Below are 24079 nucleotides of genomic sequence, written 5' to 3' on the forward strand. Positions count from 1 at the left end.
CTGCCCCTGTCCAATGGCGTGATCCATGTCGTCGTTACCGTGGTCGGCACCCCCGACACGCACGACATGACGCGCGCCATTTGGGGCATTCATCAAGAGACGATACCTATGTCCATCATTCCTGAAATCGCCGAGCGCTCGGCAGAACTGCAAGCCATTCGACGCGATATCCACGCTCACCCCGAACTGCGCTACGAAGAGGCGCGCACGTCCGATATCGTGGCGAAGCTGCTCGAATCGTGGGGGATCGAAGTCACGCGGGGGCTGGGAAAAACAGGCGTCGTCGGCGTACTGCGCAACGGTACCGGCAAGAAGGTCATCGGCCTGCGCGCCGACATGGACGCGTTGCCAATTCAGGAACTCAACACGTTTGCGCACGCGTCGCAGTACGCGGGGAAGATGCACGCCTGCGGTCACGACGGCCACACCGCCATGCTCCTCGGCGCGGCGCAGCATCTCGCCGAACACCGGACTTTCGACGGCACCATCGTTTTCATCTTCCAGCCGGCGGAGGAAGGCGGCGGCGGTGCGAAGGCCATGCTGGAAGATGGGCTGTTCGAGAAGTTCCCGGTCGACGCCGTATTCGCGCTGCACAACTGGCCGGGCCTTGCTGCCGGTAGCTTCGGGGCGCGCGTGGGCGCAACGCAGGCGTCGAGCAACGAGTTCCGCATCGTCGTCAAAGGCACGGGCGCCCACGCCGCGATGCCGCACGACGGCATCGATCCGGTACTCACGGCCATGCAGATCGGCACCGGATTGCAGAGCATCATGACGCGCAACAAGCGTCCCATCGATGCCGCTGTTTTGTCCATTACGCAGATGCAGGCGGGCGAGGCTATCAACGTCATTCCGAACACGGCGACGCTGGCGGGCACGGTGCGCACCTTCTCGCTCGACGTGCTCGATTTGGTGGAAAAACGCATGCGGGAGTTTTGCGAATCGACCGCTGCGGCCTACGGCTGCACAGTCGAATTCTCGTTCCTGCGCAACTATCCGCCAACGGTAAACACTGCTGCAGAGACACAGTTCGCGGTCAACGTCATGCAGGAGATCGTGGGGCGAGATCACGTCGTCAGTCCGATCGACCCGACGATGGGCGCGGAGGACTTCTCGTTCTTCCTGCTGGAGCGTCCCGGTTGCTACGCGTACATCGGCAACGGGACGGGGGATCACCGCGCGCATGGGCATGGCCTCGGCCCGTGCATGTTGCACAACACGAGCTACGACTTCAACGACGACGTGCTGACCCTTGGCTCCACCTATTGGGTGCGGCTGACGGAAGCGTTTCTGGCGGGGTAACGCACGATGATCATGAGTCCGTTTTCGGATAGCTATCGCGAGGCGCGCGGGCGCTTTGCCGCTGCCGCGAGGAAGGCCGACGTGGAGATGACGAGTCACGCCATTCCCGACGTCATGGGCCGGGAAGGCGAGGAATTGGCGACGGACGTCGTGCGTTTGGGGGCAACCGACGCGCGGCGATTGCTGATCCTCACCTCGGGCACACACGGTGTCGAGGGCTTCTGCGGGAGCGCCGCGCAGATTGCTTTGCTGGGCGATGAAGGGTTGAAGGCGCGGCTCGATAACACGGGCGTGGCCATTCTGATCGTGCACGCTGTCAACCCTTACGGCTTTTCGTGGTTGTCGCGCACGAATGAAGACAACGTCGATCTGAATCGGAACAGCATCGATTTCTCAAAGACGTTGCCTGTCAACACGGCCTACGCGGATTTGCACGACCTGCTGGTGCCGTCGACCTGGCCGCCATCGGACGACAACGCCCGGGCAATTTCGGATTACATCGCGACGCATGGAGAGTCGGCTTACCAGCGTGCGCTGACGATCGGGCAGTACGCGTTTGCTGACGGGCTCTTCTACGGCGGACGCGAGCCGGTGTGGAGTACACGATTGATGCGTACGCTGATCGAGACGCACGCGAAGCACTGTGATGCGGTGGGTTGGATCGACTTCCATACCGGTCTCGGTCCGCCAGGTCACGGAGAGAAGATCTGTGTCGGTGCGCTCGACGCCGCAGAGTTGGCCCGTGCCCGCACATGGTGGGGCGCGGATCTTGCCAGTCCGATGGATGGCACGACGGTGGCGTCAAACGTCGGTGGACCATTGCTGGACACGCTGCGCACCGCGCGAGGCGATGCGCAGGTGACGGCGATGGCCATCGAATACGGCACCGTGCCGCTCGTCGACATGCTGCATATGTTGCGGGCGGATGCGTGGCTAAGGCGACATCCGGATACCCCGGACGCACAAGCGTCGGCGATTCGTCAGGCGGTGCGCTCGGCCTTCTGCTTTGACGATGCCGTATGGCAAGGACAGATTCTCGGGCAAGCGCGTGTGGCGATCCTGCAAGCGGTGACGGGCCTCAGCCAGTGCTAATCAGGCGCCAATCCATTAAGGGAGAGGTCGAGGGCATCGCGGAGAAGATGGATCAAGCCCATCAGCCGGGCGTCGCCGGGCAGGATATGGCTATCGCCTATCGGACGTGGAGCGTTGACCGGCCATGTGCCGACACGCTGACTGCGGCAAACATCTGCCGCTGATCAACGCTCTCTTCACCGCCCATATTGCTGCTGGCGACGCACAGAGTCGAGCATGATCGAAGCGGCATCGGCCCAGTTCTGCATGCCGTTGGCGCCGCCCTGTCCGCGAGTGGCGCGCACTTGAGCCAGGTCGAGACGAGCACGGGTGTAGTCCTGCGACGCCGCGCGTGCCAGCCATTTCTCGCTCTCCGCATAGTCGCGTTGTGCGAGTTTGCCTTCGAAGTAGATCTCGCCGAGCAGTGTCTGCGCAATTGGGTAGCCGGTGTTGGCCGCACGCTTGTAGAGGTTGACGGCAGCCTTCGGGTCGCGCGGCACGCCGTACCCGTACTCGTAAATCATGCCGAGCGTAGTGAGCGCTGCGGCGTCGTTGCCGCGAGCGCGCAGCGCAGCGATATCGTTGCGGTCGGCACGCTGCGCGGCCTGCGTGATGCGTGCTTCGGCGTCGTCCCACGCATTGGCGCGCTGCGCTTGCGGCGTCTGTTGCGGGGCGACTGATGGGGTGTTCGCGTTCTCGCGGTATTTCGTCAGTTGATCAACCAGATACGGCGGAACGTGGACGCCGGCAGCGGCGTTCCCTGGCGGCATGGCCGGTTGTGCCGCGATTGGCGCCGATGCGGCGACAGCAGCGGCGGGCACTGGCGTCGTGCCACGCGTCGCACCGCCGCGCGTAACGTCGGCGGCCTTCCCGGTGGGCACGCTGGACGCCACCATGTACTGCGCGCCAAGCGGCACGTCGCCGATCAAACCACTCGAGATCCACGGACGTTGCTGTCCCCCCGTCAGTTCGGCGACCTGCTGCTGCACCAGATCGAGCGTGTGCTTGATCGTCGCACCCGGGGCTTTCATGTTCATCGCCAGATAGTAAGCGAACGGACTGTTGTCGATAGCACTGCCGAAGTTGCGCATCGAGTCGAACGCCGGCGCCTGATCGGCCGTCGAGAAGGCGATCAACTCGCCTTGCCCAACCTTCTCCGGCTTGAGGCCCGGCCCGGCGTTACCGCGCGACGGCACGCGGCAGGCGTCAATCACGGCGATGAACGATGTGGGCGCCGACGGCATGACCTTGCTGCGCACGTAGCCGACACGGATGGCGCGATCGAGCAGAATCGGACGCGTCATTGCGCGAATCGGTACGCCGGCATGCACTGGCACGAGGAAGTTGTCGCCGCCGGACTCGAAGCCGTGACCTGCGAAATAGAACAGCGAAACTTGCGCGCCTTTCGACGACTGCGCGAGCCACGCCACAGCTGCCTTGAATTCCTCTTGCGACAAGTCGGTCGCCACGCGTGTCTCGAAACCAAGCTGACGCAAAGTGTCACCGACGAGCTTGACGTCGTTGGCCGGCGAAATCAGCCGGTCGGCGCCGTCATAGGCGCTGTTGCCAATGACCAGCGCCACCTTGCGCGCGGGCTGCGGCGCGGGTCCGGCGTAGGTCGGGTTCGAAGTGAAGCACGACACGCCCAGCAGGACGATGGCCAGGCCGCGCAGTAACAAAGAGGTCATGGACATGGCAGTTCTGGCTCGGTCGGATCAATCAGTGAGCAAAGGTCTGGGAAGCGGGCGCCGCGCCGCCAGAGATGGGGGTGTCGGACGCGGGCACGACATGCAGGCGCCACGCCGGGACAAAATGCGGTAGCGCTTCTGTCATCGGGTGTTCAGATGACACATCGGTGGCCGGCACGCGAAACCGCACGTCGGCATGGCGCGCCGCGCAGAACTGGGCGAATTGGGCGAGTGCGCGGCAGGCGGTCAGGTCGGTGCGGACAACGCCACACAGATCCAGCATCACCGGCAGCGGCGGCTGCGCGCTGAGTGCGACGCCGGGATGCTCACGCTCGCGTGCGGCGTTGGCTTCGTCCACCCGTGCGAGCAGCGGTTCGACGACTGCGCTGTCGACGTTGTAGGCTAGCAATGCACCGCCTAACGTGGCGAGGAGTCCGTTGTCGGGACCACCATCGGATGTCATCACGATGCTCAGGCGGCGCGGTGCGGGCCAACCCACCAGCGCACCGAATACGGCGCCGACGCCGAAGCCGACCAGCGGTTGGCCCGAAGCGAGGGTGGCGACGAGTTCGAGCGAGAAGAGCCACATAGCGGCACCGAACAGGCGGCGCGGGCGCGCGTCGGAGAACGCGTGGCGCGTGATCGTGCGCGCAGCTTCGTCGATCATGTCGAGCGACATCACGATCACGACCACGGCGACGGCCAGCTTCGGGAGCATCGCGACCAGCCCCACGCCGGCCGTGAGCGCTACACAGACCAGCACCGCATGCATTACGGCGGCCCAGCGCGTTTGCGCGCCGCTGGTGATCGCCATGTTGGAGCGCGTGACCGAGCCGACGTTGGGGAGCAGCGCCAATGCACCCAACAGCGTGTTGACGGCGCCGAACGCGAGCAAGTCGCGGTCGACAGTGCCGCGTCGCAATGTGAGCGATTCGATGGACGACACGGCGATCACCGTGTCGAGCGACGAGACGAAACCGATCACGATGCCGTAGCCGATGGTCAGGGCCAGAGCATGCACGCTCACGCCATGTAACAGGTCGAGCCACACGCCGGTGTCGATCGGTCGCCAGCCCGCGAAATCGAGGCCGGCTACACCGATGAGACGACAGGCGGGTGACGGCGCGGGCATCAAGGTCAACGCCAGGTAATAGGCGCCGGAAGCGGCCAGCATGGCGACAAAAAGCGACAGGCCGGCGGGCAGTGCGACCTTCCGCTTCGCACGCAACATCCGTTGTGCGAAGGATCGCCAAGTGAAATGGCTGGCAATGCCCAGCCCGGCAACCGCCAACGTCACGATGCCCCAGTCGAGCGTGCAACGCGTCAGGAAGTTGACCTGATCCGACACGGCCAACCCGGCCACACCGAAGATCAAACCGGAGAGTACCGGCGCGGGGACTTTGCGCACGAACGAGCCGCCATGACGCAGGCCAATGATCATCTGCATCAATCCGGAGATCAGCACGGCCACGCCGGCGAGCGTCAGAATCGGGCGCATGCCCTGTGCGGCCATTGCCGGGTCCGCCACCAGAGCCCCTATCAGATTTGATAGAAAGAGTGTCGACGCGACACGGGGGCCGGATATCATTGGCCGCGTTCCTGCGCCAAGTGCGGCGAGTGCAATGCCGATCACGGCCGTCAGTGTGCCGAGCAGAATGCCGAACGCGGCGGCCTGCGGGCCGGGCAACGGCGAGGTGGCTTGTGCGCCGAGTGCGATGTATTCAGTGGTGCAGCCAAGCGTGACGACCAGCGCTGCGAGCGCCTCCATGCCCCAGCGCACACGGGACTCGGGCGCGTTCATGCGCGGCACTGTGAGTTGGCGGCCACGCGCGCAACGCCGTTGGCACGCGATGTGGCTTGCAGGGCGTCGTCGAGCGAGAGCGCAGGGAAGTGCAGTTGCCACGCCCCGTTCTCATTGGGGCCGTAGGTTACAACGGCGCCGTATTGCGTGAGGAAATCGTTGAGCTCGGCGAGCGATGCCTGCGGGCCGAACCATGCCTGGACTTCGCCGCAGATGCCGCCGTCGGCGCCCCGTTGACGTGCCTCGCCATGGTTGCCCGCGAGCGTGGCAGCCGCATGTCCGAGACCGAGGGTGAGGCCGGCGAGTGCCAGCAGCAGTGCAAGCACGAAGGCGGTCTTGCTGTTGATCCAGTCGGCAATCGCATTGAACACGTTCGCTCTCCCCAGGCAGCGCGGCGATGGCGCACTTGACGTGAGAGCACGGGAGGCGCCTTGTTTTGAGTGGGCCGAGCATAGCAGAGAATGCCGGGCCGAAAAATAGCGTTGCGTGCGCAACACGCGAACGATGTCGGACCCCGCGCGTCATCATCTCGATAGTTTCGATATGAGAGAATCGGGCACCAAGGGTCTCGAACCGTTTGGATGCCTACGGGGGTAGGCGGTGGACTTGCCTACGGGGAAAGCGCCGGGAAAGACCGGGCGAAGATCAGACAGCAGAAAAAAATGACACGATTCGAAAACGGGAAACTCGACGGGGGCCGGGGTGTCCTCGTCGCGATGCGGCGCGCAGGTGTGCTGTGCGCTACGGTCATGACCTTCGCACTCGGCGGTTGCGCGGTCACCAAGAACAGCCAGGGCAACACGGTCTATGGTATCGATCAGGCAAGCCTGTTCGGCACGGTGGTCGACACCTTCAAGCTGGCCGACGGCTCCGAAGGTAACCTGCGCCGCAGCAATGGTCAGTACTCACTCAAGCTCGAACGCTACATGCGCGTGCTGCCTTTGCAGAATGCAATTACCGCTCGCGTGGTGCGCAGCGAGGTAGTGGGGGACCGCTCCGTTGTGGTGGTCGAAACGCAGGAGCGCAACTGTCCGTTCAAGTATGTGCTCTACGCCATTCAAGACAGCGACGTACTCGGCTGGACGTTCGGTAATTGCGCCGATCGCCCGCGCGCCGACCTGGTCGACAATGGCCGGGCGCTGGTCTTCGACTTCCCTGGCAACGGCCGTCTCGTACGCCATACCTATACCGATAGCCGCCTGTTGCAATCGGCCATTCCGGTGCCGCCGGGCGTTGACGTGCGCCGCAAGCCCTTTGCGGATGCCACGCTCAAGGCCATTGACGATCCTGCCGACGCTAACCGTTTCGTACCGGCCCCGCCGCAGACCGCAGGTGCGAGCACCGGCAGCAGTCCGCAAACGAGTCGCCACACGCCGCCGCGCCGTCAGTCCCGTAGCGCAGCAACCGCCACGGCGAACAACAACCCGCTGCCGGCCAACGCGCCCGTCTCGTCAGGCCGTACCGTACCGGGCCTGCCATCTGCGCCGCTCGCATTCGGCGCCGAGGAAGTCAAACCGGTTCGAGTCGACCTGCGGAATTGATCGTGCGAAATACCCTACTCAAACAGACGGCGTTTCTGATCGTTCTCACGCTGGTCTATCTCACCTTCGAACTCGGTTTCAACGGGCGCTTGCTCGACGTGGTGGGCGGTACCGCGACCATCGACGACGTGCATCACATCGAAGTCTACGGCCGCACGCTCTCGGGCATCGCGGCGGCGCTGTTCGTGCTGCAATGGCTCATGGGCAAGCGGGCGAGAAGTGGGAAAGACGGCGGCAAGCGCTCGCCGGGGCTCGGCACGGTCGGCATCGCGTGTCTGGTGACTATCGTCGTTGTGTACTTTGCCATCAAGACCTTTGTTGACGTGCTCGTCACTACGCGCGACGCCGAATTTCGCCGCATCGCTGCCAACACGATCCTGTTGCAGCGCTCGCTGGTCGAGGGGCGCCTCCAACTCGACGGCCTGACGGGCAACGACATGGTATTCGCCAAGCCGCAGGGCAAGGCCTTCCTCGCGCTGTTTCCGGTGCTGGCGGTTTCGGTCGACCGTCTCGACGAGAAGACCCGTACGGTCAAGTCAACGCTGGTGCGCGAGGCAGTGCGGCGAGAGATGGGCGGGGCCAAGGGCTACTACGACAGCTATCGCGACGCGATGAAGCAGGTGCACGATAACTGGAGCAAATACGCCGCGATCATTCCCGATTGGGATGACGGCCTGAAGGCAGAGCAGCAGCGGGCGTGGAGCGACTATCGCAATCGGCTGAGCCGCCGTGGCTGGCAACCCGAGACCGTGCCTTTCTATGCGCGTGGACGCGTGAGCGCAAGCGTTCGCCGCGATCTGCCGGCGCTGCCCGGCAACTGGAATCCCGGCGACATCGTGTCGTTCTACCGCGCGGTCGCCGTGAAGTACCGTCAGGCGGCGGCGCGCAAGGTCCACAGCGTAGAGGTAGGCGGCGAGACGATTCCTCCGGGGCTGAGCTACGAAGCGTTCGTGGCCCGTCCGGGGGTGCAGAAGGAACTGCGTAAGTCGCTGGGCTTGCCGGCCAGTGCGACCGTGCTGCCGTCGTATGCAAGCACCGAGGCGTTTGGCCAACTGTTCGACGCCTTCTCCTATGAGCAGGCACGCGTGCAGATGAGCAAGTACGATGCGTCGCCCGCCGACTTCGAGGACGGTGGCAAATATGCCAGGGAAGGGATCGATGCCACGCGTGCCGCCATCGTCCCCGCCGTAGCGTTGTTCTTCTCGCTGCTCGGTGCCATCGCCCATTTCTCGAAGCTCCTGTTCCTGAGTGCAAAGTGCCTGCTGCTCATGCGCGCAGGGCCGGACGGCGAGTTGAGCCGGCGCGCTTCCCGCACGGCATTGGCGGTACTGTTCTGCGCGATGATCGGGGTGTGGTCGGTTCTGTCGATGGCGTCGAACGACATTACGCGCAGCGACCTGTTCGGCCAGATGATGTCATGGGCTCGCACGGGGGCGTCGGGCGGACGGGTGCTGACTAACATCGCGCATGTCGTGGTGGTGGGGCAGGGCTATGGCTATCCGCTCAACGAGGCCATTCGCATGGACATTCTGCAAGGGCTGAACTATGGCTATCACCCGTCTGCGAAATAAGGCCGCGTTGGCGGCGCTCGCGCTCGCGGCGATGGCCACGACGGCCACTCCGTTGCAGGCGGCCTGCCTTGGCATGCAGATTCATGCGCATCGAGGCTCGGCCGAAGATCCGGAGAACTCCGGCAGTGCGCTGCGCAGCGGCTATGCCGGCAAGTGGGATGGCGTCGAGACCGACATGCAGCAATTGTCCGATGGCACATGGGTGTTGCATCACGATTTGCGCACGGGGCGTTCGGTGCTCGCCGGCGCCCCTCGCCCGGTAGCGCAGCTATCGAGCGCCGACTGGCGCGCTGCGCGTATGACGTTGCACGGCAAGCCGACATCCGAGGCGCCGCCGTTCCTGTCCGATGCGCTGGCCATTGCCAGCCTTTATCCGGGCAAGACGTTGAACGCCGAGATCAAGGAAGTCGTCGGCAATTGCAAACCCATTCAGGGGCTGGTCGCCCAGATGCGGCAAGGCATTTCGCACGGTAACTGGTTTCTTACGTCGGGCTTGCTGCAGAACCTGCGTTGCGCGCGTACGGCCGATAGTCAGGGTTACATGGGCCTGATCGTGTTCGACGGGCGCAATGCCGAGGCGGCGGCGTCCAACCGCTGGACCAAGATGATTGCGCGCCACGCCAAGGCACCCGTTCTCGATCGCGCATGGATGACTCGCCTCGTGAGCGAACTCGGATTGCCGGCGGGGATTCATGTCGATGCCCGCACGATGGACGCCAATCCCGATTTGCTTACAGACGCCGCGGCGGCGCGTCTGGCGGTCTTCGCCTACGCCGTGCAGGGCGACGCAGCACTGGCCGACGCCATCGGCCGGGCTCACGCCCGCACGGGCAAGATGCCGAGCGGCGCGGTGGTGGATGGCTCTGCCGATGCGTTCTGTCGCCGTGTGGCGCAGGTCACAGGGCTGCACTGACATAATATCTTTCCGGTTTGCTTCTCCTGCTGCGAATAGGGAATGTCGGCGCCTTGCCGCCAACCTGCCGGTCGTCACCGGCAGGTTCATCCCGAACCTCAGGAGCCTGCCATGCAATACGCCATTCCGACCCTGCTCGACTACTTTAAGCGTGAGGGCTACGTCGCCCATCTGGACGACGACGGCGACATCGTTTTCAAGCGCGAAGGCATGAATTACGCATTGTGCTTCGATCGCGACGACCCGGAGTTCGCCAAGCTGATCTTGCCCAATGTGTGGCATGTCGACACGCCGCAGGAGCGGGCGATCGTGCTGCATGCCATGAACGAGATCAATCGCGGTTACAAGACCATCAAGATCCACACTGTCGGCGATCAGGTGTGGCTGGCTATCGAGATGTGGCTCGTCAATCAAGCCGATTGGGCGGTGCACATGCCACGGGCGGTCCGGGCGCTGTCGCATGCGTTGTACCGGTTCGCCGAGCAGATGAGGACCTCGGTAGATGAGGCACGTGAGGCGCCCCGGCCGAATCACTGATTCACTGATGGCGTCCTGATAACAAGCAGGGACGACGCGGCGCGGATCGCGTAGAATTCGCGCTGGACTACGCCCTGCCAGCATGAAAAGCGACGACATCGATAACGAAGAACTGACGCGCCTGCTGCGCAAGTTCGGCAAAGCCGGCGACCGCAGCCGCGAGGCGTTGGCGGCGCACCGTAAGTTTTACGACCACATTGCTCGCGTGCTCGACCGTCAGGCGTTGCAGGCGACCAACTACAACGAAGATCTGGCGGTCGCTGCGGTGCAGGACGCCTGGTTGCGCATTCTGCGCAAGGCCGAGACTTACGACCCCACACGCGCCACGGTCAAAACTTGGGTCAAGGACATCACCTACAAAAGTGCGGTCGATGTCCTTCGCAAGCACTACAAACACAATCGCAATACCTCATTGTCCAATGACGACGCCGTGCCGACGGATGCCGATGGCGATAGTCTCGCCACCCGCACCGGTGCCGGCCACTGGCTCGCCACGGTGACCGATCCCGACGAGACAGCCTGCGAATTGCCGTCGCCGGAAGATCGCGTCTACGGCTCCCAGTTGGAGCGCGTGATGCGCACCTGCCTGGACACGCTGCCGACCGGCGACGGTCCGAACTACCGGTTGGCGATGGAACTCTCGCTGGAAGAGGGGCTGAGCTACGCCGATATGACCGTGCGCCTACAGGACCAGACACCGCCCGGCGTGCTGATCAATGCCGAGCAAGTGCGGGGATGGGTGCGGCAAGCCACGCAACGCATGCGACGGTGTGTGTCGGCGAAACTGGGCTGGACGCGTCCGCCGAAGGGCAATCCGGCAGTGGATCAAGAGGAGACGCGCGCATGACGAACGACGATCTGGAACGCTTTCGCGCGTTGGCTTTCCTGTATGTGTGCGACAAGCTCGACGATACCGAAGCGGCGTGGATGCGACAAAAGTTGGTTGCTCATCCCGAATGGCAGGCAGAACTCGATCAGGAGCGACGTTTTGCCGAGGCCACGCGTGAGGCCATCGACGCCAGCTACGCCGAGCGTCCCCCGTTGGTGGCGTTCGACGAGTTGCCCACTCTGGCGCCCGAGCGCAGCGCGCCGTCGCTGGGCGAGCGGCTACGCACATGGTGGACAGGCCCGATGTCGCGCGGATGGGCTTTCGCTTCCATAGCGGCGTTGGCGATCGTGGCAGGCACGCAGACGATGCGTCTGGCCGACACGACGTCGACGCCGGTGGATCGGGTGAATAGCGACACAAGTGCGATGCGCGGTGGACCGGTATCGCCGGCCCCGGGCGTGCCGATGCTGCAGGTGATCTTCCGAGAGGACACGACCGTCGCCCAGTTGCGTGCCGCGCTGGCCGATCTGCAACTCGACATTGTGCGTGGCCCGGACGAGGACGGCATGGTCTGGCTGGCAGTGCCCACGGGCGACGCGGCCAAGGCACTGGCAGGTCTCAAGGCAACGGGGCTACTGTCGTATGGCGAGGTGGCGGACGATCCGCACTGATCGATCCGACAGGTGGCACACACAAAAAAGGGGGCTTCGGCCCCCTTTGCTTTGGGGCCCGCAGAATATTTTCCAAATTCTCTTCCGGTTTTGTCGCACCGCTCCGAATAGGGGGTATCCGCAGCGATGCCCGATGGGCGCGGCGGGCGACTGCGCAGGCCATTTCCGACGGCCGGGCGCTTGACCGAAACCTTAGCGTGACGCAAACGCGACACGTCGAACTGGAGAGAAGCAATGAACCAACGTGGCAAGATTCTGCGCGACACGAGCACCGGCCCCGGCCTTGTCAGCATCGCTGGCCGTCAGTATCCGTTCACCCTTGAGGGAGTGTGGCAGTCCGAACAGGCGCCGAGCGTGAATATGACAGTCGACGCGCTGATCGATGAGGCTGGCCAACTGGTACAGCTGCGCGCCGTCTCCGACAGCCAGCTTGCCCGCGAGGCGACCGACGAGGCACTCGCCGCCGTCAAGCAACGCGGTAACGCGCTCGTCGCCCGGTTCGGTGCGCGCACGCTCGGCGCCATGGGCCTGCTCGCCGTGGCGTGGTTCTTCCTCAATACGATCACTGTGCAGGTGTCGTCGAACTACAAGGTCGGCATCTCCCTGTGGAAGATCCTGGGCCTCATCAACGCACCGGGCGGAATGATCAACTCGCTGGGCGGGACCGGCGGAAGTGCCGGTCTCTATGGCGTGGTGGCGGTGCTCGCGTTGCTTGCCCCGATGGCGCCTTACTTCGTGCGCGATCCCCGTGCGCATCTCGCGAATCTGTTGCCGCTCGTCTTCATGGTCGTGCTGGCGATCGGCATCTACATGAACATCAGCGACGGTATTTCTCAGGCGCAAGGCGCGGCGTCGATGTTCGGCGGAAAGCAGGCAGCGGACATTGCCAGTGAACTGGTGAAGGAAGCGCTCAAGGCAGTGTCGATCGGCTTGGGCGGCTACCTCGCCTTGGTCGTCAGTCTCTATCTCGCCGCGACCGGTGTGATCGGTTGGACGGCCGCCAAGCGCTAAACGTCACACGGCCTGCTCCCCCGACACTTAACCGAATTCCGAAGACTTTCGACAAGGATGCCCACCATGAATACGTACATGCTCGCCTTCCAACGTTCCGTCGGGAACCTCCTGCTGACGACCGCGATTGCGGCGTCGGCGCTGGGACTCTCCGCGTGTGGCGACAAGTCGCCGTCAGGCAAGCCGGCCGCCGAAGCGGGGCCCGCTGCGCCCAATCTGGCCGACGCGACGTCGCCGCGCGCTGTGGCGCAGGCGCAGCAACAGGCCGCACAGTCGGCGCTGCCCAAGGGCGACCCTGCGACACCGGCCTCGAACTACGTCGAATACAACAGCGGCAACCAGTTGATGTTCGCTTACCTCGCGTTGTCTGACATGCCGATCGACTATGACCAGATCGCCAACCGGATGTCGCGCGATTACGCGGCGGCGAACGACGAGTTCCGCAAGCGCGATCTGCTGGCCGCGCTCAAACCGAAGATCGATCAGGCTGTTGCGCAGGCTAAGGCGCAGCGCTACTTCCGCATCACCGTGAGCAATCCGGTTCAGAAGTACGACTTCGAGAAGAAGAGCTTTCCGCTGGATAGCTCGTTGTGGGAAAGCGGCTCGTATCGCTACTTCTACGATAACGGCGAGTACCGGCTGAGCTTCAGCGATGGCGACCGCTTCCGCTACCTGTCCGTGAATAATGAAGAGGCGGCACGCAACATCGAAGCAATGCGCGCGCGGGGCAATCCGCCCACACTGGTCGTCTACGGCTACACGCAGGCGTCCGATATGTCGAACAAGGCGGTGAAGGCGCAGATTGTGAAGGTGGCGCTGGTCGATCGGCAAGGTAACGTGTTGGCCGAGCAACAATAAACGTTGCCGGACAATCCGCATAAAAAATGGGCGCTGCGAGGTCTCTTGCTCTCGCAACGCCCTGCCGGTTTTCGGTCGCCGGCAAGACGGCAATGCTTCGCAGCCGACTTGCCGGGATCACTTGCGGATCAAAACGCCCGACGGAAGATCTCTTCGATCTCGGCTTGCTCTGCGCGACGCGGATTGGTGAATCCGCAGGCGTCCTGCATCGCGTTTGCGGCAAGTGTCGGAACGTCTTCGAGCTTCGCCCCGAGTTCGGTCAGTCCATTCGGAATCCCGATGTCCTTCGACAGACGACGGATCGCCGCAATCGCCACCTTTGCACCTTCTTCGTCGCTCAGGCCCTCAACTTTCTCGCCCATCGCCTGCGCAATATCTTTCAACCGCCCGGCGCTCACGCTCGCGTTGAACTCTTCCACATGCGGCAGCAGCACCGCATTGCAGACACCGTGCGGCAAGTCGTAGAAGCCACCGAGCTGATGCGCCATCGCATGCACATACCCCAGCGACGCATTGTTGAATGCCATGCCCGCGAGGAACTGCGCGTACGCCATGTTCTCGCGCGCCGTCATGTCGTCACCGTGCGACACCGCACGGCGCAGGTTCTGCGAAATCAGCGTGACTGCCTTGAGTGCGCAGGCATCGGTGATCGGCGTGGCGGCGGTCGACACATACGCTTCGGTTGCGTGCGTGAGAGCGTCCATACCGGTCGCGGCTGTGAGGCCCTTGGGCATCGCCGCCATCAGCGCCGGGTCGTTGACCGACAACAGCGGTGTGACGTTACGGTCGACGATCGCCATTTTCACATGACGCTTCTCGTCGGTGATGATGCAGAATCGTGTCATCTCGCTTGCGGTGCCAGCCGTCGTGTTGATCGCGACGAGCGGCAGTTGCGGCTTCTTCGATCGGTCGACGCCTTCGTAATCGGCGATATGTCCACCGTTCGCAGCACACAGTGCAATGCCTTTCGCACAGTCGTGCGGCGAACCGCCACCCAGCGAAATCACGAAGTCGCACTGGTGCTGTTTGAGGATGGCAAGTCCGGCTTCCACATTGCCGACCGTAGGGTTCGGCTTCGCGCCATCGAATACAACCGACTGAATGTCTTGCTGGCCCAGCAACTTCGCTACTTTTTCGGCAACGCCTGCCTTGGCGAGCCCGGCGTCGGTCACGATCAATGCGCGGCGGAAATGGTATTGGCGCAGGGCGGCAATCGCTTCGTCGAGGCTGCCGACGCCCATCATGTTGACGGCGGGGATAAAGAAGGTCGTGCTCATGGTCATGCTCCTTATTTTTTCTGAGAGGGGCACACCACGCGCGCTGGTCTCAACGCGAGCGCGCATGCGGTGTCCAGAATCGTCTTTCGCAGGCACTGAAGACAGCATCGCACCCACGGCGCGATGCGTCTTTGATCTGCTGCAAACTCAGGGGCGACTAGAGTTAGCGCTCAAAAGAAGCCGAGCGGGTTGATGTCGTAGCTCACCAGCAGGTTCTTCGTCTGCTGATAGTGATCGAGCATCATCTTGTGCGTCTCGCGGCCGATGCCCGACTTTTTGTATCCGCCGAACGCAGCATGTGCCGGATAGAGGTGATAGCAGTTGGTCCACACGCGTCCCGCCTGAATGCCGCGGCCCATGCGGTACGCGCGATTGATGTCGCGTGTCCACACCCCTGCACCCAGACCGAACTCGGTGTCGTTGGCGATGGCGAGCGCTTCGGCTTCGTCCTTAAATGTCGTCACGCCGACCACCGGGCCGAAGATCTCTTCCTGGAACACGCGCATGCGGTTCTCACCCTTGAGCAGCGTCGGCTGAATGTAGAAGCCCGACGCCAGCGGGCCGTCCAGCATCTCGATGCCGCCGCCGGTCAGGATTTGTGCGCCTTCCTTGCGCGCCAGATCGAGGTAGGTGAGGATCTTGTCGAACTGCTGTTGCGACGCCTGCGCGCCAATGGCCGTTTCCGTGTCGAGCGGATCGCCGCGCTTGATGCGTGCGACCCGGGCCATTACCACTTCCATGAAGGGCTCGTAGATCGATTCCTGCACGAGCGCGCGAGACGGGCAGGTGCAGACCTCACCCTGATTCAGGAAGCCCAGCACGAGGCCTTCAGCGGCCTTCTCGATGAACTCGGGCTCGCCACGCATGACATCGTCGAAGAAGATGTTCGGCGACTTGCCGCCCAACTCGACCGTGCTCGGAATCAGATTGGCGGCGGCCCGCGACAGAATGTGCCCGCCGACGGGCGTTGACCCGGTGAAAGCGATCTTGGCGATGCGCCGGCTCGTTGCCAGTGCTTCACCGGCTTCCTTGCCGAAACCCTGAACGATGTTGAGCACCCCCGGCGGCAGCAGATCGCCGACGAGTTCGGCGAACAGCGTAATCGAAAGCGGCGTTTGCTCGGCCGGCTTGAGCACTACGCAGTTGCCAGCGGCGAGCGCCGGGGCGAGCTTCCACGCGGCCATCAGCAGCGGGAAATTCCACGGAATGATCTGACCAACGACACCCAGCGGTTCATGGAAATGATAGGCGGCCGTGTGCTCGTCGATCTCTGCGGCCGTTCCTTCCTGTGCGCGGATACACCCGGCGAAGTAGCGGAAGTGGTCGATCGCCAGCGGCAGGTCGGCGGCGAGAGTCTCGCGCACCGGCTTGCCGTTATCCCATGTCTCGGCCACGGCGAACCGCTCAAGTTGCGCTTCGAGACGGTCGGCGATTTGCAACAGAATGCGCGAGCGCGCCTGTACCGACGTCTTTCCCCACTTCGGCGCCGCCGCATGGGCTGCGTCGAGCGCAAGCTCGATATCGGCGCCGTTGGAGCGGGGGAATTCGGCGATGATGCCGCCGGTGACGGGCGAGGTATTGACGAAATAACGACCTTCCAATGGTGGAACGAACCTGCCGCCGATGTAATTCTCGTAACGCGTTTGCAAAGACAGCAAGGCACCGGGCGTGCCGGGTGGGGCGTATCGCATGTTGTGTCTCCGGATATTGTCGTATCGGTGGTGCTGTGACCACATGGGGCAATAAGCAATTCGCGGGCCACCTGCGGCACATCCAGTCTCCATGCGGGGAACGGGCGTGGGGCGGCGCTTGCGTGTCACGGATCTGTGACACCTTTGTCTCGCGCCGTGACACCGGTTGTCTCGCCGATGTGACAGGCAATCGCTTCGTGCCAGCCGATTGACATAGCGCATTGCAATCGCCCCCGGCATGCGACATGCTTCGGGAACGACTACGAGATCATCCGGCACGGGGGAGACGACCAATGCCAGCCAATACAGAGTCCGCGCACGCGCGCCGTGTGCTGAATGTCGTACAGGGTCATTTGCCGCACGGCGCTGCGGCGACGGACCCGAATATCACCGATTCCTGGCGGCGCTGTCTGGATACCCACGCGCTCGACCCGGGCGCGCGCATGGCGCCGCGCGTGCTGGAGTCTGCGCAACTGCGCGAGCGGCGCAGCGCTATGGAGCGGTTGCGCAGCGTGTCGACCCCTGTGCTCGAGCGTTTGCAGCGCCAGTTGATGAATCCGCATCAGGCGGTGCTGCTCACGGCACCCGACGGGGTCATCGTCGATTCTCTGTTGCATGAGGGCCAGCGCGACGACTTCCATCGCGCCGGACTTTGGCCAGGCGCCGACTGGAGCGAGTCGTGCGAAGGTACGAACGGTATCGGTACCTGTGTCGTCGAGCGTGCCCCGGTCATCATCTGTCAGCAGGATCACTTTCGCGCGCTGCACACGCCGCTCACCTGCACGGCAAGCCCTGTATTCGCGCCGCACGGGGATCTGCTGGCCGTGATCGACGTGTCGTCGACACGAGCCGACCTCACGCGCCAGAGTCAGTTTCACACGCTTGCGCTTGTGAACTTGTCGGCGAAGGTCGTGGAGAGCGAGTATTTCTTTCTTCACTATCGCGACGAATGGCTGTTGCAATTGCAGGAGCAGGCCGATCATCTCGGTGGCTTCGCGCAGGCACTCATCGCGTTCGACGACACCGGGCGTGTACTCGCTGCCAATCAAAGCGCACTGAATCGTCTCGGTGTGTCGCGAGACGAGATTGTCGGCACACGTGTGGATCGATGGTTCTCCTCGACGCTCGATGCGCTGCTTGCGCAAGCGCAGCCCACACCGAACGCTTGCTGGCCGATTCGCACGCATACCGGCGAGTCGTTGCTGGCGATGGTGCGCGCACCGGAGCGCACGATACGGCGCATTCGCCGGTTGCCGATTCCCGAGCCACGAACATCGGCGCCCCCGTTTTCCGATCCGGTGTTGGCGCGCGAGTTTTCGCGCGCTTGCCGCGTGTTCGCTCGCGACGTGCCGGTTCTCGTTCGCGGTGAAACCGGGAGCGGCAAAGAGGTCTTTGCACGCGCCGTTCACGCGGCGAGCGAGAGAGCGAACGGGCCGTTCGTCGCACTCAATTGCGCAGCGATTCCCGAGTCGCTGATCGAGAGCGAGCTTTTCGGTTACGTGGGCGGCAGCTTCACAGGGGCGCGCAAAGAGGGGATGAACGGTAAGCTGTGGCAAGCGAACGGCGGCACGCTGTTTCTCGACGAAATTGGCGACATGCCTTTCGCGATGCAAACCCGCCTGCTGCGCGTGCTCGAAGATCGTGCGGTGTCGCCCCTCGGCGGCGGCGAGCCGGTGCCGCTGGACATTCGCATACTCAGCGCAACGCATCGGGACCTTTCGGCGCGCATTACCGAGAGGTTGTTCCGGGAAGACCTCTTCTATCGGCTGAGCGGGCTGGAAGTCACCGTGCCGCCGCTGCGCGAACGTGAGGACAAGATCGAGTTGATTCAGCGGCTGTTGGCGCAGGCCTGCGAATCAGGGCGAATCACCGTAACGGACGCCGCGCAGGACCGGCTTTGTACCTACGCGTGGCCGGGCAATGTACGTCAGATGCGCAGCGTTATCCGCACGCTGGCAGCGCTGAGCGAGAGTGGTGTCGTTACGCTGGACGACTTGCCGGGCGAGTTGCGCGAAGCGCAGGCAGACGTGAGCGTAGCACCGCGCTCAGAAGCGCCGCTGGAGGCTGCCGAGCGTCAGGCGCTGCGGGCAACGCTCGATGCCTGTCAGGGACAGGTCAGTGCCGCCGCCCGAAAGCTCGGGGTGAGCCGCAATACGCTCTATCGGAAACTGAAACGATTCGGCTTGCTGCGCGGTTGAGGTTCGCCGCGCAGCAATGGCATACCGCTTACTTCACCGGAATCGGCGTGGCCCGATCCACCGGCACGGCGGTCACGCTGTTCTGCGGCGAGCCATCGATGAGCTTGTCCGAGTAGGTGAGATAGACGAGCGTGTTGCGTGTCTTGTCGACCATTCGCACAATGCGCAGCTTCTTGAACAGCGGCGACAGTCCTTCGGAGAAAACCTCTTCTTCCTTCGGTAACGGCGCGCCGAACGAAATCGGTCCCACCGGTCGGCAGGCAATCGACGCTTCCGACTTGTCTTCCGCCAGTCCTACCATTCCCTTGACGCCGCCGGTCTTCGCGCGCGACACGTAACAAGTGACGCCGTGTACCTTCGGATCGTCGAAGGCATCCACCACGATCTTGTGGTCGGGACCGACTAACTTGAACGCGGTGCTGACGTCGCCAATCCTCTCGGCATGGGCCCAATTCGCGGCGACCATCAGCGCCAGTGCGAGTGCTTTTTTCATGATGATGTGTTCCGTCAAATGCGGCATTGGCGGCGACAGTCGCCCGGCGTGCATGCCGCGTGCAGCGGATTCTACCCGTGTCGCGCGACCGTGGGCTACAGCCATGGCGAGAAGGCCGCCGAGTCCTTCTCCGGCGTGATGTACCACTGCCGCCGCGCCGGATCGTAGATCGCCCCGCGCGCCGTCAGTTCGTCCTTCGCCCCATAGGTGTCGCCGCTCAGGTAGCGGCGGGCGGGTGTGGTGTCCACGGGCATCGCCATATTGCGCACGAGCGCGTCGTCGGCGAGAAGCACGGTGCGCGGCAAGTCGAGCGAAGCAATGAAGCCGCTTTGCCGGGTCTCGTCGCTCGACGTGATCAGCGATACCGATTCTCGTGCCCGGGTCATCGCCACGTAGAACAGATTCTTTTCGCTTTCCAGTGGCGCGAAAGGATTCGGAAACTCGTTGCGCTCCAGGAAGGGGATGACGACGTGATCGAACTCCTTGCCTTTGATGTTCGCGACGGTGTCTACGCTCACACGCGCACCCGCTCGCGTGCGGCGGACGGCGGAAAGACGCGCCATCATCGATGAAAAGTAATCGGCAAGGGGGGTGTCGTCGGCGGGCAGTGTCGACGCGTAGGCGCGCAGTGTGCGCTCGACAAGATCGACGTCGTACGGCCGCGCGTACAGGCGCGTGGCCACCGCCTGAAAATCGATCTTCTGACGAATACGGCGGAAGGCGTCGCTTGCCGAGAGCGTTGGCAGGCTCGCGCGCAACTCGCGAATCAACTGGCCGATGGTCGCGGCAGGTGTGCCCGGCACAGCCCCCAGCAGATACGACGTGTAGATCTGTTCGATCAGTTCCGGATGCTTTGCCGTCAACTGATACTGGTCACGCGACAGGCGAATGTTCGCGAAGATGCCGAGCACCGCGGCAACGGACATGCGTTCGCGCTCATCGATGGTTTCATGTGCGCGCATTGCCAACGCGAACACCGCGCGCACGAAACGAATCTCTTCGCGGAACTGAAAGCCCTCTTTGTTCGGCGATTCGAATGGAATCTCGGCACGCCACAACGCCTCTTCTATCGATGCGCTCTGATGCCAGTCGCGCAGAAGCACGGCACACGTCGAGCGCTTGTCGCTGTCTTGCAGCCAGTGACGCACGTCTGCCAGTACCGCGTTTGCCATCCCGTCGTGCCCGCCGTCAGCCTTGATGACGTCGACAGGCGTGTGGCGCCTGACATACGACTCGATGGTTTTGCGCTTGAACGCAGCAACCGGGTAAGCGATATGCGGGCCATGACGAAAGGTCCGTGTGAGCGGATAGGCGCTCGCGCCGGAGAAGTCCATGCGAAAGCGTTCGCCCATATACACGTCGCTCGCCCCCATCTCCCCGTGAATGACCTGATCGCGATCGCCCACGCCGACGAAACGGCAATTCAGTGTGCGAAGCAAATGACGCAGCACCCGATACGATGCTTCATTGAAGTCGTGCTGCTCGTCGCATACGATCAACCGGCATGGTGCGAAGTACTGTGGCGCGATACTCTCGCGATCGATCAACTGCGCAAGATCGTATGTGGCGTCGAAACGATCCCGGAACTTCGGTTCGTCCAGCGCACCCAGTCGGGCCCGCTCATAGGCCTGAGTGATCGCGTATTGCGCCGGCGTGACGTCCAGACGCTCGAGCAGGTCGCCAAGTTGTTCGTCGTCGACGTCGTCGAACAGTGCGCCGCCCGCCTTGAGCTTTCGCATGGCTTCGAGGCTTTGCGCCACATTGATGTGGTTGTCCTCGAAAGCGCCCGGCGCGTAGCGATCCTCGACGTCTTCGCGTAATGTCTCCATGGCCTCAATGAGGTAGGACGTGAGGAAACTGTCGCGTTGGATGCGGCGCGCGCGTTCGTTTGCCGTGGGAAGCGTTTCGAGGACATCATGGCTGTAGTCGTCGAAGGTCGAGACGCGCACCCGCTTGTGCAGATCGGCGTGAATGCCGGAGCGTTGCAGACGGGTGCGCAACACGTCGGCGGCGGTGGCGGTGAAGGTGAGGGCGAGGATTTGCTCGGGTGGCGTACCCCCGGCGATGGCTTCGCCGATCCGGGCGACGAGCGTTGTTGTCTTGCCGGTGCCCGCGTTGGCCATAGCGATGCAGATTCGCTCGTTCGAGACCTGAAGGGCGATCTGTTCCACGGTCAGCGCGGGACCGTTGGGCATGAAGCGAGGGGTGCGAAGCGGGGATTGGGTTTCACTCATGGCGTCGACCTTGCTGAGAACGGGCGATGCATGATGATGCGTCATGAGTCGGGCCCGTCGAAATCTGCGGCAGCGGCGACAATCGCCAGCTATGCGTGTCGCGGATTCTACTCGCGTCGAACGGCCGCCCCCTGCAACTGGCCCGGGGCGCACTCGTGAGCGGGCGCACAGCGCCGTCGCCCTGACACGGACGACGGCCTGCCGCCTGATGGCTTACGACGACTTGCTAAGGCGCGTTACCACTTCTCGTCCTGCGTCGCCGCCGATGGGGTGGCGGTCTGCGCCGTCCCCTTCTTCGTTGCTTTCTCGCCAGCCGTGGCTCTGGCGGCCGTGGCGGTCGTGGTGGTCGTAGCGTTAGGCGCCGCATCCGCCGTCGCAGCGACTCCCGCCTGCGGTGCTGCCTGAGCAGGCCGGGCGGCAAGCTCGCCCCGCACCTGAAGACCTGCGATTGGCAGGGCGTCGAGGTTGAGGTTGCTGCGCACGTTCTCAAGATGACCGTACGACAGATTTTGGGTCACGCGCTCCACGATCAGTTCGCAGCACGGATTCTCGGCGCGTCCGAGGCTTTGCCCCGTCTGAGGATCCTTGAACTCGTTGCCCAACGCGACGACCGCGTAGCGGCCGCCTTCACGCAGCGCCTGCCCGCCCTGGCTGACGACGACATTGGTGCCGTCGCGCCCGAGTACCGTAATCGGGAACGTCGATTGCAGGATGGCGCTGACGATCGCCTTGCTGGCCTGGTCTGTCATCTCGTTGAGAATGCGTTGTCCGTCGACACCAGTGCTCAGTGTGGTCGGTGCCGTTGCCGGCAGCGTATGACTCAACGAACTGGCCGCCGAGACCTGACGCGTGGCCACGTTCACCATCTTCTGCGAGAGGGCCCAGCCGCCCGAATAGCTGACCAGTTGACGATCGCTCGTGCGCAACTGCCGAGCCTGCCGCGTGTAGTTGAACGCGCTCACGCGGGCACTCCACACCAGATCGGCGCTGGCGGCCTGCGAGAGCTTCGCCAGTTCTGCGCTGGGCGCCTCGCCGGACTTGATCATGTCGAGTTCCTGCTCGATCTCGGGACTCATTTCGCGGTCCAGTACGGCGAAACGGCCGGTCTGCACGAGGGCATCGCTCACGCGTTGACGCAGCGTTGCTGCAACCTCCCGCGACGGCACGCTGGTGTCGCCCATGGGCAGCGAGGCCTGCGAGAAGACGACCGGGCCGACCACGATCTTGAGTTTCTGCATGTCGGCGGACGGCTTGAATTTCGCGATCTCGGCCTCGATGCTCGCCTTATAGCGCTTGGACAGCACGCCCGGCTCGTCGAGACTGATCACACGCAGACGCTGAATCACACCGCCCGAGCGTTGCTGAACGATGTCGGCGAACGCGTTTGCCCGCAGCGACGCCGAGTCCCGGTTCAAACTGACGTCCAGCCCGTACTTGGCGGTCACACTATCGGACTGGATCACGGCGCCGTTGACTTGCATCAGCGCGAGCTTCATCGCTTCGAGCACGGCTTCGCCGGCGGAGTTGCCGAAGCCGACCGCAGCCGTCTTTTCAGTCTCGACTTTGCCAACGTCCGGCACGGGCGCCGCTGCGCTGGGCGCGGAGGCGGGCGTTTGCGCGGGGTCTCCCGGTTTTCCGGAGCAGCCGGCAATAAAAAAGAGGGCCGCGAGGGCCCCCGTGAGCGAGTTACGCATCATGTTGTAGGTAGAGTGTTTCGGCTTACAGCGCTGCGAGTGCCTTGGTGGCGTCCGACGGCACGTCGATACCGTTGCTGCGTGCGAAGTCGATGGCGTTCTTCAGCGCCTTGCCGGCTTCCGTGACCGAGCCAGGGAAGTTCGACACAACGTAGGCGGCACCGCCCAGCGAGGTGAGTGCCATCGGCGAGGCGCTCTTCATGTTGGTGCCCATCGCCGTCACGTCGTTGCGCATACCGGCGTAATGCACCATGCCCAGAGCGAGGTGTCCGAGGCCCTGCGCAAAGGTCTTCTTCGAGGCGTCGTCGAGTACCGGCTTTTCCTTGAGCTTGGCCGCGATCGCGCCGCTCGTGTCGTCCACGGCGTTCACAGCCTTCGACGCGGAGTCCTTGTCTTGCGTCGAACCCGACGTCAATTGCGCCACGACGGCAGCGGCCTGTTCGGCTTGCGTTTTCAGACCGAGCGCTTCGCCCATCTTGGCATTGGCGTTGAGCACGTCAACGTTGGCGGCGACGTAGTTCTTCACCAGTGCAGCTTGCTGGCCCGACAGGTCAACGCTGCTATCCGACTTGCTGCCGCCGCCCACGAGGCTGGTCAGCCCGCCGAGTTGCGCGTACGAGGCGCCCGAGGCACCGACAAGAGCGGCTGCAACGGCGCAAGCGATGATTTTCTTCATGAACGTCTTCTCCAGGAGTGGGATGG

Annotated in this window: 20 protein-coding genes; 11 read left to right on the forward strand and 9 right to left on the reverse strand. The window is 63.5% G+C overall.

Annotated elements, in window-relative coordinates; translation table 11 throughout:
- Window positions 1-108: 108 nt before the first annotated feature.
- Together AT395_RS02495 and AT395_RS02500 are read left to right on the forward strand one after the other, a co-directional pair.
- Window positions 109-1299 carry a M20 aminoacylase family protein gene (locus AT395_RS02495; protein ID WP_042117493.1) on the forward strand — a complete coding sequence of 397 codons (1191 nt, stop codon included), beginning with the start codon at window positions 109-111 and terminating at the stop codon, window positions 1297-1299.
- A 12-nt stretch (window positions 1300-1311) separates the two neighbouring features.
- A complete protein-coding gene (locus AT395_RS02500; protein WP_312024206.1) occupies window positions 1312-2391 on the forward strand; it encodes a M14 family metallopeptidase in 1080 nt (359 codons plus the stop codon).
- 176 nt (window positions 2392-2567) lie between these two features.
- On the opposite strand, the gene AT395_RS02505 is transcribed toward AT395_RS02500, so the two are convergent.
- The 3 genes from AT395_RS02505 to AT395_RS02515 are packed head-to-tail and all read right to left on the reverse strand — an operon-like array spanning window position 2568 to window position 6230.
- The gene (locus AT395_RS02505) at window positions 2568-4064 is read right to left on the reverse strand and encodes a caspase family protein (RefSeq protein WP_048628140.1); all 1497 of its coding nucleotides are present in this window, start codon (window positions 4062-4064) and stop codon (window positions 2568-2570) included.
- A 25-nt stretch (window positions 4065-4089) separates the two neighbouring features.
- On the reverse strand, window positions 4090-5859 hold the full coding sequence (locus tag AT395_RS02510; RefSeq protein WP_048628139.1) for a SulP family inorganic anion transporter: 1770 nt from the start codon (window positions 5857-5859) through the stop codon (window positions 4090-4092).
- A complete protein-coding gene (locus tag AT395_RS02515; protein WP_042113321.1) occupies window positions 5856-6230 on the reverse strand; it encodes a hypothetical protein in 375 nt (124 codons plus the stop codon). The genes AT395_RS02510 and AT395_RS02515 overlap by 4 nt, the downstream gene beginning before the upstream one ends.
- Before the next feature lie 291 nt (window positions 6231-6521).
- Here AT395_RS02515 and AT395_RS02520 point away from each other — a divergent pair, with 291 nt between their 5' ends.
- From AT395_RS02520 to AT395_RS02555, 8 genes are all read left to right on the forward strand, one after another.
- The gene (locus tag AT395_RS02520) at window positions 6522-7400 is read left to right on the forward strand and encodes a hypothetical protein (protein ID WP_048628138.1); all 879 of its coding nucleotides are present in this window, start codon (window positions 6522-6524) and stop codon (window positions 7398-7400) included.
- A 2-nt stretch (window positions 7401-7402) separates the two neighbouring features.
- Window positions 7403-8971, forward strand: coding sequence for a hypothetical protein (locus tag AT395_RS02525; protein WP_058375285.1), 1569 nt, complete (start codon window positions 7403-7405; stop codon window positions 8969-8971).
- Window positions 8946-9884 carry a glycerophosphodiester phosphodiesterase gene (locus tag AT395_RS02530; protein WP_048628136.1) on the forward strand — a complete coding sequence of 313 codons (939 nt, stop codon included), beginning with the start codon at window positions 8946-8948 and terminating at the stop codon, window positions 9882-9884. The genes AT395_RS02525 and AT395_RS02530 overlap by 26 nt, the downstream gene beginning before the upstream one ends.
- 111 nt (window positions 9885-9995) lie before the next feature.
- On the forward strand, window positions 9996-10421 hold the full coding sequence (locus AT395_RS02535; protein ID WP_042113312.1) for a hypothetical protein: 426 nt from the start codon (window positions 9996-9998) through the stop codon (window positions 10419-10421).
- 82 nt (window positions 10422-10503) lie between these two features.
- On the forward strand, window positions 10504-11268 hold the full coding sequence (locus tag AT395_RS02540) for an RNA polymerase sigma factor (protein WP_042113310.1): 765 nt from the start codon (window positions 10504-10506) through the stop codon (window positions 11266-11268).
- Complete coding sequence (locus AT395_RS02545; RefSeq protein ID WP_048628135.1) at window positions 11265-11921, forward strand: hypothetical protein; 657 nt, start codon at window positions 11265-11267, stop codon at window positions 11919-11921. The genes AT395_RS02540 and AT395_RS02545 overlap by 4 nt, the downstream gene beginning before the upstream one ends.
- Before the next feature lie 234 nt (window positions 11922-12155).
- Window positions 12156-12932, forward strand: coding sequence for a hypothetical protein (locus tag AT395_RS02550; RefSeq protein WP_042113306.1), 777 nt, complete (start codon window positions 12156-12158; stop codon window positions 12930-12932).
- 66 nt (window positions 12933-12998) lie between these two features.
- Window positions 12999-13790: a DUF4852 domain-containing protein gene (locus tag AT395_RS02555; protein WP_048628134.1), complete on the forward strand. Its 792-nt coding sequence runs from the start codon at window positions 12999-13001 to the stop codon at window positions 13788-13790.
- A gap of 128 nt (window positions 13791-13918) precedes the next feature.
- Here the strand turns inward: AT395_RS02555 and yiaY are convergent, their stop codons facing one another.
- Complete coding sequence (yiaY, locus tag AT395_RS02560) at window positions 13919-15067, reverse strand: L-threonine dehydrogenase (RefSeq protein ID WP_042113304.1); 1149 nt, start codon at window positions 15065-15067, stop codon at window positions 13919-13921.
- Window positions 15068-15237: 170 nt separating this feature from the next.
- Window positions 15238-16758: an acetaldehyde dehydrogenase ExaC gene (exaC, locus tag AT395_RS02565; RefSeq protein ID WP_048628133.1), complete on the reverse strand. Its 1521-nt coding sequence runs from the start codon at window positions 16756-16758 to the stop codon at window positions 15238-15240.
- Between the two features lie 293 nt (window positions 16759-17051).
- Between exaC and AT395_RS02570 the strand changes: the two genes are divergently transcribed.
- Window positions 17052-18956 carry a sigma-54-dependent Fis family transcriptional regulator gene (locus AT395_RS02570; protein WP_082164676.1) on the forward strand — a complete coding sequence of 635 codons (1905 nt, stop codon included), beginning with the start codon at window positions 17052-17054 and terminating at the stop codon, window positions 18954-18956.
- Between the two features lie 28 nt (window positions 18957-18984).
- Here the strand turns inward: AT395_RS02570 and AT395_RS02575 are convergent, their stop codons facing one another.
- The 4 genes from AT395_RS02575 to AT395_RS02590 all read right to left on the reverse strand — a co-directional run bounded on the left by AT395_RS02575 (window position 18985) and on the right by AT395_RS02590 (window position 24053).
- Entirely contained in the window at window positions 18985-19449 is a 465-nt protein-coding gene (locus AT395_RS02575) for a CreA family protein (protein WP_042117490.1), read from the reverse strand.
- Between the two features lie 95 nt (window positions 19450-19544).
- Window positions 19545-21728, reverse strand: a complete 2184-nt coding sequence (locus tag AT395_RS02580) for a UvrD-helicase domain-containing protein (RefSeq protein ID WP_048628132.1) — start codon at window positions 21726-21728, stop codon at window positions 19545-19547.
- A 191-nt stretch (window positions 21729-21919) separates the two neighbouring features.
- Window positions 21920-23263, reverse strand: a complete 1344-nt coding sequence (locus AT395_RS02585) for a CsgG/HfaB family protein (protein WP_231606069.1) — start codon at window positions 23261-23263, stop codon at window positions 21920-21922.
- Window positions 23264-23402: 139 nt separating this feature from the next.
- Window positions 23403-24053: a hypothetical protein gene (locus tag AT395_RS02590; protein ID WP_082117680.1), complete on the reverse strand. Its 651-nt coding sequence runs from the start codon at window positions 24051-24053 to the stop codon at window positions 23403-23405.
- Between the last annotated feature and the right edge of the window lie 26 nt (window positions 24054-24079).

Origin of the sequence: Pandoraea apista (genome assembly GCF_001465595.2) — a bacterium.
Taxonomy (GTDB): Bacteria; Pseudomonadota; Gammaproteobacteria; order Burkholderiales; family Burkholderiaceae; genus Pandoraea; species Pandoraea apista.

Excerpts from the sequence above, each read along its gene's own strand:
- AT395_RS02500 (WP_312024206.1), top strand. The coding sequence starts at position 1,312 with ATGAGTCCGTTTTCGGATAGCTATCGCGAGGCGCGCGGGCGCTTTGCC.
- yiaY (WP_042113304.1), bottom strand. The coding sequence starts at position 15,067 with ATGAGCACGACCTTCTTTATCCCCGCCGTCAACATGATGGGCGTCGGC.
- AT395_RS02580 (WP_048628132.1), bottom strand. The coding sequence starts at position 21,728 with ATGACGCATCATCATGCATCGCCCGTTCTCAGCAAGGTCGACGCCATG.
- AT395_RS02555 (WP_048628134.1), top strand. The coding sequence starts at position 12,999 with ATGAATACGTACATGCTCGCCTTCCAACGTTCCGTCGGGAACCTCCTG.
- AT395_RS02570 (WP_082164676.1), top strand. The coding sequence starts at position 17,052 with ATGCCAGCCAATACAGAGTCCGCGCACGCGCGCCGTGTGCTGAATGTC.
- AT395_RS02535 (WP_042113312.1), top strand. The coding sequence starts at position 9,996 with ATGCAATACGCCATTCCGACCCTGCTCGACTACTTTAAGCGTGAGGGC.
- AT395_RS02545 (WP_048628135.1), top strand. The coding sequence starts at position 11,265 with ATGACGAACGACGATCTGGAACGCTTTCGCGCGTTGGCTTTCCTGTAT.
- AT395_RS02550 (WP_042113306.1), top strand. The coding sequence starts at position 12,156 with ATGAACCAACGTGGCAAGATTCTGCGCGACACGAGCACCGGCCCCGGC.
- AT395_RS02495 (WP_042117493.1), top strand. The coding sequence starts at position 109 with ATGTCCATCATTCCTGAAATCGCCGAGCGCTCGGCAGAACTGCAAGCC.
- AT395_RS02510 (WP_048628139.1), bottom strand. The coding sequence starts at position 5,859 with ATGAACGCGCCCGAGTCCCGTGTGCGCTGGGGCATGGAGGCGCTCGCA.
- AT395_RS02540 (WP_042113310.1), top strand. The coding sequence starts at position 10,504 with ATGAAAAGCGACGACATCGATAACGAAGAACTGACGCGCCTGCTGCGC.
- AT395_RS02505 (WP_048628140.1), bottom strand. The coding sequence starts at position 4,064 with ATGTCCATGACCTCTTTGTTACTGCGCGGCCTGGCCATCGTCCTGCTG.
- AT395_RS02575 (WP_042117490.1), bottom strand. The coding sequence starts at position 19,449 with ATGAAAAAAGCACTCGCACTGGCGCTGATGGTCGCCGCGAATTGGGCC.
- AT395_RS02590 (WP_082117680.1), bottom strand. The coding sequence starts at position 24,053 with ATGAAGAAAATCATCGCTTGCGCCGTTGCAGCCGCTCTTGTCGGTGCC.
- exaC (WP_048628133.1), bottom strand. The coding sequence starts at position 16,758 with ATGCGATACGCCCCACCCGGCACGCCCGGTGCCTTGCTGTCTTTGCAA.
- AT395_RS02530 (WP_048628136.1), top strand. The coding sequence starts at position 8,946 with ATGGCTATCACCCGTCTGCGAAATAAGGCCGCGTTGGCGGCGCTCGCG.
- AT395_RS02520 (WP_048628138.1), top strand. The coding sequence starts at position 6,522 with ATGACACGATTCGAAAACGGGAAACTCGACGGGGGCCGGGGTGTCCTC.